The sequence below is a fragment of the Kitasatospora sp. NPDC032121 genome (assembly GCF_055580145.1).
In genome coordinates this window covers 41,072-57,718 of record NZ_JBVILX010000015.1, presented here as the reverse complement: position 1 = coordinate 57,718, position 16,647 = coordinate 41,072, and the positions used below count along the sequence as shown (strand labels likewise).

Here is a 16,647-nt window from a genome sequence, read left to right as displayed (position 1 = left end):
GCCCGGATTCTCACCCAAGATCACGAAGAAAGCCCTGCTCAACGAGGCCCCGGCGGTCTCAGCGGTGCGACGCCGCCGGACCGCCCGGGTCGTCGTGGTTCTCCGGCAGCTTGCACACGTGCTGGATCCAGAGCGCCGCCGCGATCACCGCGGCCCCCGCCAGCACCGCGAGCCCGGCCGTCACGGCCTGGTCCTTGCGGGCCGGCACGTCCAGCTCGCCCAGCAGGTAGATCCCGGCCCCCGCGTAGATCCCGGTGACCACCGACGACACCAGCGCGCTGGCCTGCCCCAGCACCACCGCCCTGGCCGCCAGCAGCGGGTCGACCCCCTTCGCCCCGGGCTGCCGCTCGCGCACCGCCTTCAGCCGGGCCCGCAGCGACAGCGCGGTCGCCAGCAGGATCACGGCCACCGCCGCCAGCACCACCGGCGCCGCGGCCGGAACGGCCGGCAGCGTGTCCACGGAGGCCCACAGCTTGGAGCCGGCCCAGGACAGCGCCGTCGTGGCGGCGGTGATGCCGATCAGCAGACGGAGGCGAAGCAGCTTCACGCGGAGGAGGTCCTTCCCGGGTACCAGAACCGGCCGACCGCCCGGCGGCCCGGCGCGGCGACGCCAAGCCACCGTACCGGGCCCGGCCGGGCGGACACCCGCGCCGACGACGGTCACCTACTCGTACGGCCGGGCCCCCGGTCGAGTTCCCCGGGCGACGGCCCCGGCCGCCGGCCCCCGCGGGGCTCCCCCGGCCCCGCGGCGGCCCTGTTACGGCCTCACTCCGGCAGCGTCAGCCGGATGTCGTCGCGGCGCTTCACGCCCTGCGCGTCGGGGCCGCCCAGTGCCGTCAGCAGCGCGTCCACCCGCCCGTGCCCGGGCACCTCGGCCTCCGGCTGGGCGTCCAGCCAGGGGGCGAGCACGAAGGCCCGCTCGTGCGAGCGCGGGTGCGGCAGCAGCAGCTGCGGGTCGTCGCTCAGCACGCCCTCGTAGGCCAGGATGTCGACGTCCAGGGTGCGCGGGCCCCAGTGGACGGTCCGCACCCGCCCGAAGGCGTCCTCGATGGCGTTGCCGCGCTCCAGCAGGTCCCGCGGGGGCAGTGAGGTCCGCAGCACCACGACCGCGTTGTAGTAGTTCGGCTGCTCCTCGGGCCCGCCGACGGCCTCGGTCTCGTACACCGCGGAGACGGCCTTGATCTTCAGCCCCGGGGTGTCGGCGAGCGCGTCGACGGCACCCTGGAGGGTGTCCAGCCGGTTGCCCAGGTTGCTGCCGAGCGCGATCACCGCGCACCGCTGGCTGTGCAGCGTGGTGTCGGCGGAGTCCACCCGGCTCTCCAGGTCGAACGCGTTCGGCGTGTCGCTGCTGTTCATCGAAGAAATCCCTCTGCATCGGATACCGGGCGCGCGGTGGGGGTCATGCGCGGCCCCGGTGGATGGTCACGGTCACGTCGTCGAACGGCACGGTGATCGGGGCGTCCGGCTTGTGCACGGTGACCTCGACCTCCTCGACCGCATCGTGCTTCAGGCACTGGTCGGCGATGCGCTGGGCCAGCGTCTCGATCAGGTCGACCGGCTCCCCGGCGATGATCGCGGTGACCTCCTCCGCCACCAGGCCGTAGTGCGCGGTGCGGGTGAGGTCGTCTCCGGCCGCGGCGGGGCGGGTGTCCAGGTAGAGCACGAGGTCGACCACGAAGGTCTGCCCCTCGACGCGCTCGCGCTCGAAGACGCCGTGGTGGCCCCGGGCTCGCAGCCCCCGCAGGGTGACGCGGTCCAGCAAACGAATCACTGCTCCCAGTCGGACGGGCCCCACCCGGAGAAAGGCATGGACGGGCAGGGCGAAGGCGGGCAGCACGCCCGCCACTCCGTTTCGAATCTACCCGCGAGCACGGACAACGCCTGACCGTCCTACCCGGCACGAACCGACGCCACGCGCGCCGATATGGCGATTGACGTGAACGTTCGGTGACCACTCGGAAATTCCCGGCGACTTCTCGGCAGCGCATTTCCGCGGCCGCCGGAATCAGCTCTCCTCGTCGTCGTCCCCGCTGGTCAGAACGGGTGAACCGTGATGCGACCAGAGCTTCCACCCGGCCGGGGTGCGACGGAACAGATTCGTCGACACGACCTTTCCGCCGACCAGTGGCCCGAGTTCCCCCTCCTCTTCCGACTCACCGCCGGACAGGATGTTCTCGGTGCACGTGACAAGGGCCACATCCCCGTTCACCTCGGCCTCGACATCGGTCAGGAAGAACTGGATGTACTCCGTGTTCATCATGATCAGCATGTACGAACGGGTCACCTGGGCGCGGCCGCGCAGGACCGGCCAGCCCGGGTGCACGCACACCACCCCGCCCTTGTCGTCGGCGTCGGCGGCGCCCAGCCAGGCGTCCTCGACCGCTTCCAGGTCCCCCCGTTCCAACGCCTCGTAGAGCCCCCGGTTCGCCGCGAGCACGGCCTCCACGTCCGCCTCGCGAGCCCGCCCGGCCGTACCGCCGCTCAACCTGCCGTCACCCGTCACAGACCCTCCCTCACACCGACCGCGCCGCGTGCTGCCAGGCCGCGACGACCCGGACGGCATCCGCCGTGCCGGACACGTCGTGCACCCGCACCGCCCAGGCTCCGGCCCGGGCGGACAGCACCGACACCGCGGCCGTCGCGTCGTCGCGCTCCCGGGCCGGGCGCAGTTCCCCGGTTGCCGGGTCGGCGAGCAGCGTACCCAGGAACCGCTTGCGCGAAGCCGCCACGAGCACGGGACGGCCGAGCGCGGTGAGCGCGTCCAGCCGGCCGAGCAGCGCCCAGTTGTGCTCGGAGGTCTTGGCGAAGCCGAGCCCCGGGTCGAGGATCACCTGGTCCTCCTTGACCCCGGCGGCCAGCAGCGCGTCCACCCGGTCGGTCAGTTCGGTCACCACGTCCCGGACCACGTCGTCGTAGACGGCCAGCCGGTCCATGTCGGCGGACTGCCCGCGCCAGTGCATCACCACGAAGGGGGCGCCGGTCTCGGCGACCACCCGGGCCATCGCCGGGTCGGCGAGCCCGCCGGAGACGTCGTTGACGATCACGGCGCCGGCCTCGACGGCCCGCTCGGCGACCGAGGCGCGCATGGTGTCCACGGAGACCATCACCCCGGCGTCGGAGAGCTCGCGCACCACCGGGATCACCCGGCGCAGCTCCTCCTCCTCGGGCACCCGCTGCGAGCCCGGACGGGTGGACTCGCCGCCGACGTCCACCAGGTCGGCGCCGCGGGCCCGCAGCGCGAGGCCGTGCGCGATCGCCTTGGCCGGGTCGTGCCACATCCCGCCGTCCGAGAAGGAGTCGGGCGTGACGTTGACAACGCCCATCACGGCACAGCGCTCCAGTCGCGGCAGGCCGGCCGGCAGGGAGAAAGACGGCGAATCGTTCATGCTTCCCATTATCGAACGGGGCCCCCGCCGAAGGTTCTCGGCGGGGGCCCCGTTCCGTACCGGCGGGCCCCGGAGGGCGGCGGCGGGCCTCAGGCGACCTCGGTGACCTCACGGGTCGACGGGACCGGCATCAGCCCCTCGCGCTGGCGCTTGCGGCCGAAACGCGGCATGCCGAGGGTGATGAAGGCCTCCGCCTGCATCGCGGCGAAGCCGATCCGCGGCAGGTCCCGGGTGCTCGGGAAGACCAGGAAGCGCGGCTCCCACTCGGGCTGGAACTTGGCGTTGAACTTGTACAGCGACTCGATCTGGAACCAGCGCGACAGGAACACCAGCAGTCCGCGCCAGGCGCGCAGCACCGGACCGGCGCCGATCCGCTCGCCGCGGGCCAGCGCCGAGCGGAACATCGCGAAGTTGAGCGACACCCGGCGCACGCCCATCGCGGGCACCGCCTGCAGCGCGGCGACGATCAGCAGTTCGTTCAGGCCGGGGTCGGCGGCGCGGTCGCGGCGCATCAGCTCCAGCGAGATGCCGTCCGGCCCCCAGGGCACGAAGTGCAGCACGGCCTTCAGGTCGTCGCCCTCCTCCCCCTCCTCCGGGGCCTTGTGGGCGGTGACCACCACGCAGTCGTCGTCCAGCGGGTCGCCGAAGCGGCCGAGGGCCATCGAGAAGCCGCGTTCGGTGTCGGTGCCGCGCCAGCGGGCGGCGGCGTCGGCGATCCGGTACTTCTCCTCCGCCGTGAGCTCGGAGACCCGGCGCACCCGGCAGGAGTAACCGTTGCGCTCGATCCGCTTGACCATCTGGCGCACGTTGCGCATGGCCCGGCCGGAGAGCGAGAAGGTGGCGGTGTCCACGATCGCTTCGTCACCCAGCTCCAGCGCGTCCAGGCCCGCCTCGCGGGTCCAGACCTCGCCCCCGACCTCACTGCAGCCCATCACCGCCGGCACCCAGGCGTGCTCGCGGGCCTCGGCCATGAACACCTTGATCGCGCCGGGCCAGGCCTCGACGTCGCCGACCGGGTCGCCGGAGGCCAGCATCACGCCGGAGACCACCCGGTAGGAGATCGCCGCCTTGCCGGTGGGCGAGAACAGCACGCTCTTGTCGCGGCGCAGCGCGAAGTAGCCGAGCGAGTCGCGCTCGCCGTGCCGCTTGAGCAGCTCGCGGACCTTGTCCTCGTCCTCCGCGGTCAGCTCGGGCTTCGGCTTGCCCGGACGCAGCGCCAGGTAGGCGGTGGTGAAGGCGGTCAGCAGGCCGAGTCCGCCGAGCAGGTACGCGACCAGGTCGGACATCCGGATGTTGTTGTACCGGACCGGGCCCTCGAAGCCGAACAGTCCGTACCCGACGTGCTGCAGGTGCTCGGTCAGGCCGGGGTGGCCGATCTCGTACTTGGTCCGGGTGCTCACGATCAGCAGGCCGAGCAGCACGCTGAGGGCGCCCATGACGATCAGGTTGACCAGCGCCCGCCAGCGGGTGCGCGGGTCGGCCTTGGCGTAGAACTCGCGCTGGTGGACCAGCATCACGACGAGGACCACCAGCGAGACGACCGCCGGGCCGATCTGGTGCCAGCGCACGATGTGCAGTGCGGCGCTGACCGGCAGCAGCACGCAGACCGCCCGCCAGGCCCGCCGCTTGCGCCGGCGCAGCGCGTGCGCCAGCGGCACCAGCAGGATCCCGACCATCAGCGTGCCGACCGCCGCCAGGCTGGTGGTGCCGCCCGGCAGCTGCCCGGCGAAGGTGTGCACCCTGGTGTGCCGGAGCTTGGGGAACACCGCGCTGGCTATGTCCATGAGCCCGATCAGCAGACAGGCGTAGCCGACCGCTCCGGGGAGCCAGGCCCTCGGGACGGCGGCCGCCTGGGTGCGCAGCGTCTGCAGGCCGCGGCGACGGCGGGACGGCTGCTCGGGGCTCGGCTCAACGGACACGGGAACGCTCATGGAAGCTCAGCGTAGAGGCTGCGGTGCGGTGTCCGGTCACTCCGGAGGAGGACGCGTGATGGACCTTCATGCCTATTCCTTCATCAGGCAATGCGCATACCAAGGACCCGGAAACGGTCGGTAAACCGGGGCCGTGGTCGCGCTGCGGGTTGAGCCGGCGGCGGGAGCCCGGAGCCCGCCGCAGCGTGGCGCGACGGAGCCCTCCGGGACGCGTTACGTACGGTGGACGCCGCATTCTAGGGCGCCGGTTGCCCCGCGGTTCCCCCCGCCCCACCCGGCCCGCCCGAGCGCCCGGACAGCCTAGCCGCAGTGGCCGGACCTGACGGACCGCCAGACGATGAAGCCTGCACCGACAGCGTCCCACCGGAAGGCCGACGGCATGGAACTGACCAGCGAAGCGCTGGTGAACTCGCTGCTCGCACTCGGCGTTGCGGCCATCGTCGCGACCCTGTGGCTCTGGCCGCGACTGGCACCCCAGCGCCCACTGCAGGTACTCGGCCGGATCGGACTGCTGACGGTCGTTCAAGCCTCCGTCCTGGCCGTGCTCGCGCTGTCGGTGAACAACTCCTTCGGGTTCTACACCTCCTGGGACGACCTGCTCAGCCCGGGCGGCGCCAAGCTCGCGCTGACCAGCAACGAGAACCACAAGGGCGGCACCCCGGTCGCCGACGCACTGGTCGTGCCCACCACCGAGGGCGGCCTGGAGGCCGTCACCAACCTGCCGAAGGGCCCGCCCGAGGAGGTCGGCAAGATCGAGTCGATCCGGGTCAACGGCAAGGAGACGGGCTTCTCCGACCAGATGTTCGTCTACCTGCCGCCCGCGTACTTCGACCAGAAGCTCGCCCTGGTCCGCTTCCCCGTCCTGCTGGCCATCGCCGGCTACCCGGGCACCACGCTGAACCTGCTGCAGGAACTCCCCCTCGCCCAGACCGCGATCGAGCTGCAGCGCACCGGCAAGATGCCGCCGACCATCCTGGTGCTGGCCCGCCCCGCGGTCGTCCCCGCCCGCGACACCGAGTGCGTGGACGTCCCCGGCGGGCCGCGCACCGAGACCTGGTTCGTCAAGGACGTCCCCGAGGCCGTCCGCAGCGCCTACCGGGTCGGCCGCACGGCCGGCTCCTGGGGCACCTTCGGCTACTCCACCGGCGGCAGCTGCGCGCTGCGCCTGGCGATGCGCTTCCCGAACGTCTACGGCAACGCGGCGAGCCTGCACGGCGACTTCACCGTGCGCCAGGACAACTACACCGGCGGCGACCTCTTCAACGGCGACACGAAGCTGGCCCAGCAGCACGACCTCGGCTGGCGGCTGCAGAACCTGCCGGTCCCGACGCTCAACCTGCTGGCCGTCTCCACCCGCACGGAGAGCGACTACCCGCAGACCGTCCAGTTCGTCGACCAGGCCACCAAGGCCGCGGCGGCCAACCCGCAGTTCACCATCGAGTCGCTCTACCTGAACGACGGCGGGCACAACTTCGAGAGCTGGACCAGGGAGCTGCCGGCCACCCTCGAATGGTTGGGCGCGCACCTGGGCTAGGCCGCACCCGAGCCGGGCGCGCACCCGGACTGGGACAGCTGAGTGATTACCCGACGGTCGGCCCGGGGCGGCCGGCGGCCCGGGGGAACGTATCGCGACCGCCCGTCGGCCCCCGCCGGGCGCCGCCCCGGACCCGCGCAGGAGGCACCGTGCTGAGCACCCGCTCGCTCTTCGACGAGATCTACCGGAACGACCAGGCGTACCAGCTGTTCTGCAGCATCGCGGCCGGTGGCGAGGACCAGGGCGGCTGGGAGAACGAGCGGATCGCCGCGCTCACCCGGGACCCGGTCCTCGCCCCGAAGGTCGCCCGGCACGGTGCCGACGAGCGCAAGCACGGCCGGATCTTCGACGGGCTGCTGCACAAGCGCGGCCTGCCCAGGGTGCCCGTGCCGGAGGAGGCGGACTACTGCATGCTGCTGGAGCGCCAGGGCATCGGCCTCTCGCACGAGCGGCTGAACAGCGACGTCCCGCTGACCGACCGCGAGATCATCACCTACCTCGCCCACAGCCGGGTCACCGAGCAGCGCGCCGCCGAGCAGATGCGCCGACTGGTGAGGGTGTACGAGCACAACCCCGACCTCGGCCGGGCGATGCGGATGATCTCCGCCGACGAGGACAACCACCTCGCCTACTGCCACGAGGAGCTGCTGCGGCTGGCCTCCGAGGGCCACGGCCCGTACATCCGGCACACCCTGGAGACCAGCGCCCGCGGCGAGATCCGCACCCACCGGGACGTCGGCCTCGCCGTCACCGCCCGGATGGCCGGGATCCTGCGCTGGCCGCGCCGGCAGCTCGCCCTGGTCACCCTCGGGGTGCAGGCGCTCTACCTGTACGACCGCGCCTACGGCTGGCGCCGGATGGTCACACTGCGGATGCCCGAGCGCCGCAACGCCCTGGGCACCCCGGCCCCGCCGCACGCGGAACACGAGGTGCTCTGAGCGGACCCCCGCCGACCGCCCTAGCGGCCGATGATGAGGCTCATCGCCTCGGCCCGGGTGGCAGGGTCGCGCAGCTGGCCGCGCACGCAGGAGGTGATGGTCTTGGCGCCGGGCTTGCGGATGCCGCGCATCGACATGCACATGTGCTCGCACTCGACCACGACGATGGCCCCGCGCGGCTCCAGGATCCGCATCAGCGCGTCGGCGACCTGACTGGTCAGCCGTTCCTGCACCTGCGGCCGGCGGGAGTAGACGTCGACCAGCCGGGCGAGCTTGGACAGCCCGGTGATCTTGCCGCTGGTGGACGGGATGTACCCGACGTGGGCCACACCGCGGAACGGCACCAGGTGGTGCTCGCAGACCGAGGTCAGCTCGATGTCCTTGACCAGCACCATCTCGTCGTGGCCGAGGTCGAAGGTGGTGGTGAGGACGTCCTCGGGCTCCTGCCACAGGCCCGCGAATATCTCCTTGTAGGCACGCGCGACCCGGGCCGGGGTCTCCAGCAGGCCCTCGCGGTCCGGGTCCTCGCCGACGGCGAGCAGCAGCTCGCGGATGGCGTTCTCGGCCCGCTTCTGGTCGAAGGTACCGACGGCGGGCGGACCGTCGAACGTCACCGGGTCGATCATGCGGGCCTCGCTTACGTATGGGAAGAGCTCTGGCGGAACAGCACGGATGCCGCGCCTCCAGGGTACAAACCCTGGTGACGCGGCATCCATTCCCTGCGGAGTGGGGGTCAGCCCTCGGTCGGCGGCTCGGCCGGCAGCGGCGGGAGCTTCACGACGTCCACCGGAGCGCTCTCCACGGAGGCGGCGCCGTTGGTGAGCGCCAGCTCCTTCGGGGACTGCACCGGAGGCCGGGTGGACGGCGTGCGGCGGGCGGAGCCCGTCCAGGCCGGCCGGGCCGGGCGCTTGACGATCGGGGCGAAGATCTCGGCGATCTGCTCCTTGTTCAGGGTCTCCTTCTCCAGGAGCTCCAGAACCAGGTTGTCGAGCACGTCGCGGTTCTCGACCAGGATCTCCCAGGCCTCGTTGTGCGCCGTGTCGATGAGCTTCTTGACCTCCTCGTCCACCAGCCCGGCGACCTCTTCCGAGTAGTCGCGCTGGTGGCCCATCTCGCGGCCCAGGAACGGCTCCGAGTTGTCCGAGCCGAACTTGATCGCGCCGAGGCGCTCGGTCATGCCGTACTGGGTGACCATGGCCCGGGCCGTCGCGGTGGCCTTCTCGATGTCGTTCGAGGCACCGGTGGTCGGGTCGTGGAAGACCAGCTCCTCCGCCGCGCGCCCGCCCATCATGTAGGCGAGCTGGTCGAGCATCTCGTTGCGGGTGGTGGAGTACTTGTCCTCGTCCGGCAGCACCATGGTGTAGCCGAGGGCCCGGCCGCGGGACAGGATGGTGATCTTGTGCACCGGGTCGCTGTACTGGCAGGCCGCCGCGACCAGGGCGTGGCCGCCCTCGTGGTACGCGGTGATCTTCTTCTCCTTGTCGGACATGATCCGCGTGCGCTTCTGCGGACCGGCCACGACGCGGTCGATCGCCTCGTCCAGGATGCCGTTGTCGATCAGCTTCTTGTCCGAGCGGGCGGTCAGCAGCGCCGCCTCGTTGAGGACGTTCGACAGGTCGGCACCGGTGAAGCCGGGGGTGCGCTTGGCGACGGCCGACAGGTCGACGTCGGGCGCGATCGGCTTGCCCTTCTGGTGCACCTTGAGGATGTCCAGCCGGCCCTGGAGGTCGGGGCGCTCCACCGCGATCTGGCGGTCGAAGCGGCCCGGGCGCAGCAGCGCCGGGTCCAGGATGTCGGGGCGGTTGGTCGCGGCGATCAGGATCACGCCGCCCTTGACGTCGAAGCCGTCCATCTCGACCAGCAGCTGGTTGAGGGTCTGCTCGCGCTCGTCGTGGCCGCCGCCGAGGCCCGCGCCGCGGTGCCGGCCGACGGCGTCGATCTCGTCGACGAAGACGATCGCCGGGGCGTTCGCCTTGGCCTGCTCGAAGAGGTCGCGGACGCGGCTGGCGCCGACGCCGACGAACATCTCGACGAAGTCCGAGCCGGAGATGGAGTAGAACGGCACGCCGGCCTCGCCCGCGACGGCGCGCGCCAGCAGGGTCTTGCCGGTACCGGGCGGGCCGTAGAGCAGCACGCCCTTGGGGATCTTAGCGCCGACGGCCTGGAACTTGGCCGGCTCCTGGAGGAACTCCTTGATCTCGTGGAGCTCCTCGACCGCCTCGTCCGCGCCGGCGACGTCGGCGAAGGTGGTCTTGGGGGTGTCCTTGGTGAGCAGCTTGGCCTTGGACTTGCCGAACTGCATGACCCGGGAGCCGCCGCCCTGCATCTGGTTCATCAGGAACAGGAAGACCAGGACGATGATCACGATCGGGAGCATCGACAGCAGCAGGCTGACGAAGGTGCTCTGCTTCTCCGGGCTGATGGTGTAGCCCTCGGCGAGCGTGCTCTGGTCCTTGTCGTTGACCTGGGCCTGGAGCTTGTCGGCGATGGCGACGCCCTGGTCGCCGATGTACGAGGCCTGGAACTTGGTACCGGACGGGGTCTTGCCCGTGCCGGAGCTGGGCAGCGTTGCGCCGTCCTTCAGCTGGATCTTGATCGTGTTCGAGTCACCGGTGGTGATCTGCGCCGACTTGACGTTGTGCGCGTCGATCGCCGCGACGACCTGACCGGTGTCCACCGTCTTGTAGCCGTTCGAGTCCGAAACGACCTGCATCAGTACGATGACGGCGAGGACGGCCAGCACGATCCACATGATCGGCGCACGGAAGTATCGCTTGACGTCCATCCATGCGGGGCGTTGCCGCCCCGTCCCTCCTGCCACTCAACGGCGCCGGGAGGCTGTTGGGCCGCGGCGCATCCGATTGGTGCTCATGTGAAGAGCGGTTTATTGGACCGTACCGCAGTCGAACCCACCCATGGCGGGAGCACGGCGACACGGCTTTGGTTCTTTGTCCCCCCGGGACAACGGGCGGGAACGGCCTACTGTTCCCGCCCGTAGCCCGAACGGGGCCTCAGCCGCCGTAGACGTGCGGGGCGAGGGTCCCGATGAACGGGAGGTTGCGCAGCTTCTCCGCGTAGTCCAGGCCGTAGCCGACCACGAACTCGTTGGGGATGTCGAAGCCGACGTACTTCACGTCGATCTCGACCTTGGCCGCGTCCGGCTTGCGGAGCAGGGTGCAGACCTCCAGCGAGGCCGGGCCGCGCGAGCCCAGGTTGCCCAGCAGCCAGGACAGCGTCAGGCCGGAGTCGATGATGTCCTCGACGATCAGGACGTCACGGCCGGCGATGTCGGTGTCCAGGTCCTTCAGGATCCGCACCACACCGGAGGACTTGGTGCCCATTCCGTACGAGGAGACGGCCATCCAGTCCATGGTGACCTGCGAGTGCAGGGCCCGGGCGAGGTCGGCCATGACCATCACGGCCCCCTTGAGGACGCCGACGATCAGCAGGTCCTTGCCTGCGTAGTCCCGGTCGATGCGCTCGGCCAGCTCCAGGAGCTTGGCGTCGATCTCGTCCTTGCTGATGAGCACCTTCGCGAGGTCAGCGCCCATGTCGTTCTGGTCCACCGGGGATACGTCCTCAAACGTTCGGGGTCTTTGTGGCCGGCGGCCGGCTCCCCCGGGGCATGCCTCGCCCGTCAGTCGCCCTGCCGCCGAAAGACCAGCGTGCCACACCTGCGGGTGGCCTCGACGCCCCCGGGTAGGTGCAGCGGGCCCTGTCCGCGCCATCCGGTGACCAGCAGGTCGATCGTCTCCAGGTGCCGGGCGAAGAGGTCCCCGGCCGGACAGCCCGCCCGCAGCGCGGCCCGGCGCAGCACCCGGCGGCGCACCGCGGGCGGCAGTTCGGCCAGTTTCACGGCGTCCAGGGCCCCGTCGCCCGTACGGAGGTCGCGTTCTGCCAGGGAGGCCCACTGGTCGAGGGCGTCGGCGTCGTCGCGGAACAGCCGGGCGGTACGGGCCAGCGCCTCGACCACTCCACCGCCCAGGTGCTTCTCCAGGACGGGCAGCACCTCGTGGCGGACGCGGGAGCGGGTGTAGGCGGGATCACAGTTGTGCGGGTCGTCCCAGACCGGGATCGACTGGGCGGCGCAGGCCTGTCGGGTGGCCGCCCGGTCCAGCTCCAGCAGCGGGCGGCGGTAGCGGCCCTTGTGGGCGGGCATCCCGGCCAGCGAGCGCGCGCCGGAACCGCGGGCCAGGCCCAGCAGCACGGTCTCGGCCTGGTCGTCCCTGGTGTGGCCGAGCAGCACCGCGATCGCACCGTGGCGGTCGGCGGCCTCGTCCAGGGCGGCGTAGCGGGCGTCCCGGGCCGCGGCCTCCGGGCCGCCGGTGCGGCCGACCCGCACCGGGACCGCCTCCACCGGATCGAGGCCGAGCGTGCGCAGCCGGTCGGCCACCTGGGCGGCGCGCTCGGCGGAGCCGGCCTGGAGGCCGTGGTCGACGGTGACGGCGCCGACCCGCAGACCGATCTTGGGGGCCTCGAAGGCGGCGGCGATGGCCAGCGCCATCGAGTCCGCGCCGCCGCTGACGGCGACCAGGACCAGCGGCGAGCCGGGCGCGGCCGGGGTCCGGGGCAGCCCGGAGGGATGGCGCGCGGCGTTGCCGATCAGGGTGGTGCCGACCGAGGCGCCCACCAGCGGCGCCCCGGCCGGGCGGTCGCGGGGCTCGCGCGCGGGCGCGGTGAAGGTGGAACCGGCCTCGGCGGCGAGGTCGGTGAGCGTACGGCGAACGGCCAGGCGTATCGCGGCGACGGCGGGGTGAGGGCCCACGGCGGAAGACTCCTCGACGGAGGGGGGACAGGACTCGCGGCGGACGCGGCGGGGACCGCGCACCGGCATGAACGCCCGGTTACGGGGCGCTCACAGATGGTGGCAGATAGTGGCCACCCACTACGCCACCCGCGCGCCCGCCGGCACCACCGTCCCACGTTCGGGTGAATGAAGAAACGGTTCTTCATCCGTCGTACGGCCGATTGGACCACTCGTACGAGCGGGTTTGAGCGGCGCGCGCCGCTTGCCGTCCGGCTCCCGGCGCGCCCGCGTCACGACCGCGCGCTCAGCGGGCCACCCGGGCCACCCAGGCGGCCGGATCGTGGATCTCCTCCTTGGTCGGCAGGGTGTTCGGGGAGGTCCACACCCGGTTGAACCCCTCCATGCCGACCTGCTCCACCACCCCGCGCACGAACACCGCGCCGTCCTGGTACTGGCGCAGCTTGGCGTCCATGCCGAGCAGCCGCCGCAGCACCAGGTCGAGCCGGTTGGCACCGCGGTCCCGGCGCTGCTGGAACTTCTCCCGGATCTCGGCGACCGTCGGCACCACGGCCGGGCCGACGCCGTCCATCACCACGTCCGCGTGGCCCTCCAGCAGCGACATCACGGCCGTCAGCCGGCCGAGGATCTCGCGCTGCGCGGGCGACTGGACGACCTCCAGCAGGTTCCTGGACGAGGCACCCTCCCGGTCTCCGCCGCCCGGCAGGCCACCGAGCGAACCCGCCGCGTCCCGCAGCCGCTCCAGCAGGGCACCCGGGTCGATGTCCGTCTCGGCGAGGAAGGACTGCACCTCGGACTGGATGTGGTCGCGCAGCCACGGCACCGCGGTGAACTGCGTCCGGTGCGTCTCCTCGTGCAGGCAGACCCAGAGCCGGAAGTCGGACGGGTCGACGTCCAGCTCCCGCTCGACGTGCACGATGTTCGGCGCCACCAGCAGCAGCCGGCCCGGCCCGGGGCCGTCCGGCCCCAGCCGCGGCTTGTCGAACAGCGCGGCCGGGCTGTCCGGCGCCTCCAGCGGGGCCTCGGCCGGGGCGAAGGTCTCGTACTGGCCCAGCACCTTGGTGGACAGGAACGCCAGCAGCGCCCCGACCTCGATCCCGGTGGCCTTCTCGCCCACCGCCCCGAACATCCCGGCCGCCGCGCTGTTCGCCCGGCGGGCCCGGAGCTTCTCCACCAGCGGCTGGACGACCGTCCGGAAGCCCGCCACGTTCGCCCGGATCCACCCGGGGCGGTCCACCACCAGCACCGGCGTCGCCACGGCCTGGGACAGGCTGGACGAGCGCATGCCGGTGAACGCCCGCACGTGCTCCTCCGCCGCCAGGGCGTGCCGGCGCAACTCGGCGACCACCGCCGCCGCTTCTTCCCGGCTCACTTCCGGACCCGGCCGCACCAACCTGGTCGCGGTTGCGACCGCGAGGTTCCAGTCGACCATGTCAGCACCGCCACTCGCGCTCGTCATGCCCTCACCGTACGTGCTCCCCACCGCCAACGGCAGCCACCCGCCGCCAACACCTCTCCACCGAGGGCCCCGGCGCACCGCCCCGGCCACGGCCGGGCACCGGCGGGACCTCCCCGCGCCCGACGGAGCACCCGACGGAGCGCCCGACGAGGTGCCCCGACGGAGCGCCCGGCGAACGGGGGCTGACGGCCGCCCGCCCGTGGCACCGCCGCCGGACGTCGGGGTCAGTGGCAACCGCAGGCGGTGAGGCGGGCGGCCACCCGGTCCATGGCGGCGCGGGCGGTGTCGGCGGGGGCGGTGGTGCGGGTCATGACGGCGAAGGCGAGCAGCCGGCCGTCGGCGTCGACGGCGGTGCCCGCGAGGGTGTTGACGCCGCTGAGGGTGCCGGTCTTGGCACGGATCAGGCCGGCCGCGTCGGCGGCGCCGGACCCGGAGCCGTAGCGCTTGTTGAGGGTGCCGGTGAAGCCGGCGACCGGGAGGCCGGTGAGCACCGGGCGCAGGGTGGGGTGCTGTTCGGAGGCGGCCAGCACGAGCAGTCGGACCAGGACGGCGGGCGGGATCGCGTTGCCCGGGTGCAGGCCGCTGCCGTCGTTGAGGACCGCGTTGCCCATCGGCACGCCGAGCCGGGTGAGCTCCTGGGCGACGGCGGCCGCGGCGCCCTCGAAGCTCGCCGGCTGGTGGGCGGCGATGGCGACCTGACGGGCGATCGCCTCGGCGAGCTGGTTGTCGGAGGTGGTCAGCAGGCGTTCGACCAGACGGGAGACCGTCGGCGACCGGACGTCGGCGAGGGGTATCGCGCCGGAGGGGGCCGGGGCGGCGGCGGGCGCGACCTTGCCCGTCACGGCGACGCCCCGGGCCCTGAGCAGCGCGGCGAAGGCCTCGGCGGCCGCGGCAGCCGGGTCGGCGACCCGGTCCGGCGCGTCCTCCCGGCTCTTCGGGTCCACCCTGCCCTCGTCCACCATCAGCGGGACCACCAGGGCGATGTTCTGCGCGTCGTGGTTGCGGTGCTGCGGGCTGCCCGCGTACAGCGACAGGTCGTAGTCCAGCCGGACCGACGTGACGCCGATGTTCTTGAGGCCGTCGGCGGTCTGCTGGGCGAGGAGGTCCAGCGAGGCGGGGGCGGTGTCGGCGTCGGCCGGCTGCCCGCCGATCTGCACCTGGTCGGCGGGCAGCGCGGTGAGCGTCGGGTCTCCGCCGCCGACCAGGGTGATCGCGGACGGGTCCGCGCCCCGGACCACCCGGGTGTGCAGCCGGGTGTCGCCCGGGATGAGGGACAGGGCCGCGACCGCGGTGGCCAGCTTGGTGGTGGAGGCGGGGGTGGCCGGGGTGTTCTCCCCTGAGCCGTACAGGAGTTGGCCGGTGCCGGCGTCCGCGACGGCGACGGTGACCTCGCCGAGGCTCCGGTCGGCGAGGGCGGCGGCGAGCGCCTGCTGGAGGCCCTGGGCGGTGGGGACGGCGGCACCGGCACCACCCTCGACGGCGGCCAGGACGGCGCCCGGCGCGGGGGCCTGGCCTGTGCCAGGCGCATCGCTGCCGGCGGCGGTGGGCGAGGTGGCGCCCGGTTGCGCGGCCCGGCGGGCGGGCGTGGTGCTCGGACCCGCGCTCGGACTGTCGCCCGGCCGGGACTTGCCGCCCTTCCCGTGGTCGTCCTTCTTCCCGTCGCGGCCGCCCTGCCCGTCGTGGTCCCCGTCCTCGCCCTGCCCGGCGCTGTGCCCGCCCGGCGACGGGGACGGCTGCGCGTACGCGCCGCCCGAGGTCAGGACCGTACCGACGACCAGCAGCGCCGCCCCGAACAGCCCCGCGGCCGTCCCCCCGCGGCGGCGCGCCGCTCCTCCCCCTGCTCGCACCGACCGGCCCCTTTCCCGAGCACTCACTCCCGTAGGAGACACTTGGATTCTGTCAGTCCCTACCTTGGAGGAACCGTTGGAGTTCGACGTCCTTATCGAAATCCCGAAGGGCTCTCGTAACAAGTACGAGGTCGACCACGAGACCGGCCGTCTGCGGCTCGACCGGATGCTCTTCACCTCGACCCGCTACCCGGCCGACTACGGCTACGTCGAGGGCACGCTCGGCGAGGACGGCGACCCGCTGGACGCCCTGGTCATCCTGGACGAGCCGACCTTCCCGGGCTGCCTGATCAAGTGCCGTGCCATCGGCATGTTCCACATGACCGACGAGGCCGGCGGCGACGACAAGCTGCTCTGCGTCCCGGCGACCGACCCGCGCTGGGAGCACCTGCGCGACATCCACCACGTGTCGGAGTTCGACCGCCTGGAGATCCAGCACTTCTTCGAGGTCTACAAGGACCTGGAGCCGGGCAAGTCCGTCGAGGGCGCCAACTGGGTCGGCCGCGCCGAGGCCGAGGCCGAGGTCACCGCTTCGATCAAGCGTCTGGCGGAGCAGGGCGGCCACTGAGCCGTCGTTCCGATCTCATTCGATCGAGGGCGGTTCGAGGTAGATCGGGACAGACAGGGGCCGGGGGGGGGGGGGGGGGGGGGGGAGGGGGGAGAGGGGGGGGGGGGAGGAGGGGGGGGGGGGGGGGGGGAGGGGGGGGGGGGGGGGGGGGGGGGGGGGAGGGGGGGGGGGGGGGGGGGGGGGGAGGAGGGGACGTCGTGGGGGGGGGGGGGGGGAGAA

At 72.5% G+C, this 16,647-nt stretch carries 15 protein-coding genes; 3 read left to right on the top strand and 12 right to left on the bottom strand.

What is annotated here, in order from left to right; genetic code table 11:
- Positions 1 to 58: 58 nt before the first annotated feature.
- The 6 genes from ACZ5OX_RS29330 to ACZ5OX_RS29305 all read right to left on the bottom strand — a co-directional run bounded on the left by ACZ5OX_RS29330 (position 59) and on the right by ACZ5OX_RS29305 (position 5,317).
- The gene (locus tag ACZ5OX_RS29330; RefSeq protein ID WP_465634232.1) at positions 59 to 547 is read right to left on the bottom strand and encodes a DUF3180 domain-containing protein; all 489 of its coding nucleotides are present in this window, start codon (positions 545 to 547) and stop codon (positions 59 to 61) included.
- 218 nt (positions 548 to 765) lie between these two features.
- Positions 766 to 1,356 (bottom strand): 2-amino-4-hydroxy-6-hydroxymethyldihydropteridine diphosphokinase, encoded by a 591-nt coding sequence (gene folK, locus ACZ5OX_RS29325; protein ID WP_465634231.1) that lies wholly within the window; start codon positions 1,354 to 1,356, stop codon positions 766 to 768.
- Positions 1,357 to 1,399: 43 nt separating this feature from the next.
- Positions 1,400 to 1,759: a dihydroneopterin aldolase gene (gene folB, locus ACZ5OX_RS29320; RefSeq protein WP_392882701.1), complete on the bottom strand. Its 360-nt coding sequence runs from the start codon at positions 1,757 to 1,759 to the stop codon at positions 1,400 to 1,402.
- A gap of 246 nt (positions 1,760 to 2,005) precedes the next feature.
- The gene (locus ACZ5OX_RS29315) at positions 2,006 to 2,503 is read right to left on the bottom strand and encodes a nuclear transport factor 2 family protein (protein WP_465634230.1); all 498 of its coding nucleotides are present in this window, start codon (positions 2,501 to 2,503) and stop codon (positions 2,006 to 2,008) included.
- 10 nt (positions 2,504 to 2,513) lie between these two features.
- Entirely contained in the window at positions 2,514 to 3,395 is an 882-nt protein-coding gene (gene folP, locus ACZ5OX_RS29310; RefSeq protein ID WP_392882584.1) for a dihydropteroate synthase, read from the bottom strand.
- 80 nt (positions 3,396 to 3,475) lie between these two features.
- A complete protein-coding gene (locus ACZ5OX_RS29305; protein ID WP_465634229.1) occupies positions 3,476 to 5,317 on the bottom strand; it encodes a phosphatidylglycerol lysyltransferase domain-containing protein in 1,842 nt (613 codons plus the stop codon).
- Between the two features lie 379 nt (positions 5,318 to 5,696).
- On the opposite strand from ACZ5OX_RS29305, the gene ACZ5OX_RS29300 reads away from it, so the two are divergent.
- Entirely contained in the window at positions 5,697 to 6,851 is a 1,155-nt protein-coding gene (locus ACZ5OX_RS29300) for an alpha/beta hydrolase (RefSeq protein WP_465634228.1), read from the top strand.
- Between the two features lie 149 nt (positions 6,852 to 7,000).
- Positions 7,001 to 7,789 carry a ferritin-like domain-containing protein gene (locus ACZ5OX_RS29295; protein ID WP_465634227.1) on the top strand — a complete coding sequence of 263 codons (789 nt, stop codon included), beginning with the start codon at positions 7,001 to 7,003 and terminating at the stop codon, positions 7,787 to 7,789.
- Between the two features lie 20 nt (positions 7,790 to 7,809).
- Here the strand turns inward: ACZ5OX_RS29295 and folE are convergent, their stop codons facing one another.
- The 6 genes from folE to dacB all read right to left on the bottom strand — a co-directional run bounded on the left by folE (position 7,810) and on the right by dacB (position 15,860).
- On the bottom strand, positions 7,810 to 8,415 hold the full coding sequence (gene folE, locus ACZ5OX_RS29290; RefSeq protein WP_449792233.1) for a GTP cyclohydrolase I FolE: 606 nt from the start codon (positions 8,413 to 8,415) through the stop codon (positions 7,810 to 7,812).
- A 107-nt stretch (positions 8,416 to 8,522) separates the two neighbouring features.
- Positions 8,523 to 10,574: an ATP-dependent zinc metalloprotease FtsH gene (gene ftsH / locus ACZ5OX_RS29285; protein ID WP_449792232.1), complete on the bottom strand. Its 2,052-nt coding sequence runs from the start codon at positions 10,572 to 10,574 to the stop codon at positions 8,523 to 8,525.
- Between the two features lie 226 nt (positions 10,575 to 10,800).
- Positions 10,801 to 11,355 carry a hypoxanthine phosphoribosyltransferase gene (hpt, locus tag ACZ5OX_RS29280; RefSeq protein ID WP_030059589.1) on the bottom strand — a complete coding sequence of 185 codons (555 nt, stop codon included), beginning with the start codon at positions 11,353 to 11,355 and terminating at the stop codon, positions 10,801 to 10,803.
- Positions 11,356 to 11,426: 71 nt separating this feature from the next.
- Positions 11,427 to 12,554 carry a tRNA lysidine(34) synthetase TilS gene (tilS, locus tag ACZ5OX_RS29275; RefSeq protein ID WP_449792231.1) on the bottom strand — a complete coding sequence of 376 codons (1,128 nt, stop codon included), beginning with the start codon at positions 12,552 to 12,554 and terminating at the stop codon, positions 11,427 to 11,429.
- Positions 12,555 to 12,840: 286 nt separating this feature from the next.
- Entirely contained in the window at positions 12,841 to 14,013 is a 1,173-nt protein-coding gene (locus ACZ5OX_RS29270; RefSeq protein ID WP_465634226.1) for a zinc-dependent metalloprotease, read from the bottom strand.
- 224 nt (positions 14,014 to 14,237) lie between these two features.
- Complete coding sequence (gene dacB, locus ACZ5OX_RS29265; protein ID WP_465634225.1) at positions 14,238 to 15,860, bottom strand: D-alanyl-D-alanine carboxypeptidase/D-alanyl-D-alanine endopeptidase; 1,623 nt, start codon at positions 15,858 to 15,860, stop codon at positions 14,238 to 14,240.
- Positions 15,861 to 15,936: 76 nt separating this feature from the next.
- On the opposite strand from dacB, the gene ACZ5OX_RS29260 reads away from it, so the two are divergent.
- The gene (locus tag ACZ5OX_RS29260; protein ID WP_030059594.1) at positions 15,937 to 16,428 is read left to right on the top strand and encodes an inorganic diphosphatase; all 492 of its coding nucleotides are present in this window, start codon (positions 15,937 to 15,939) and stop codon (positions 16,426 to 16,428) included.
- Positions 16,429 to 16,647: the final 219 nt, after the last annotated feature.

Coding starts and splice junctions, on each gene's coding strand:
- folE (WP_449792233.1), bottom strand. CDS start 8,415: ATGATCGACCCGGTGACGTTCGACGGTCCGCCCGCCGTCGGTACCTTC.
- folK (WP_465634231.1), bottom strand. CDS start 1,356: ATGAACAGCAGCGACACGCCGAACGCGTTCGACCTGGAGAGCCGGGTG.
- ACZ5OX_RS29300 (WP_465634228.1), top strand. CDS start 5,697: ATGGAACTGACCAGCGAAGCGCTGGTGAACTCGCTGCTCGCACTCGGC.
- ACZ5OX_RS29305 (WP_465634229.1), bottom strand. CDS start 5,317: ATGAGCGTTCCCGTGTCCGTTGAGCCGAGCCCCGAGCAGCCGTCCCGC.
- ftsH (WP_449792232.1), bottom strand. CDS start 10,574: ATGGACGTCAAGCGATACTTCCGTGCGCCGATCATGTGGATCGTGCTG.
- ACZ5OX_RS29270 (WP_465634226.1), bottom strand. CDS start 14,013: ATGACGAGCGCGAGTGGCGGTGCTGACATGGTCGACTGGAACCTCGCG.
- folP (WP_392882584.1), bottom strand. CDS start 3,395: ATGGGAAGCATGAACGATTCGCCGTCTTTCTCCCTGCCGGCCGGCCTG.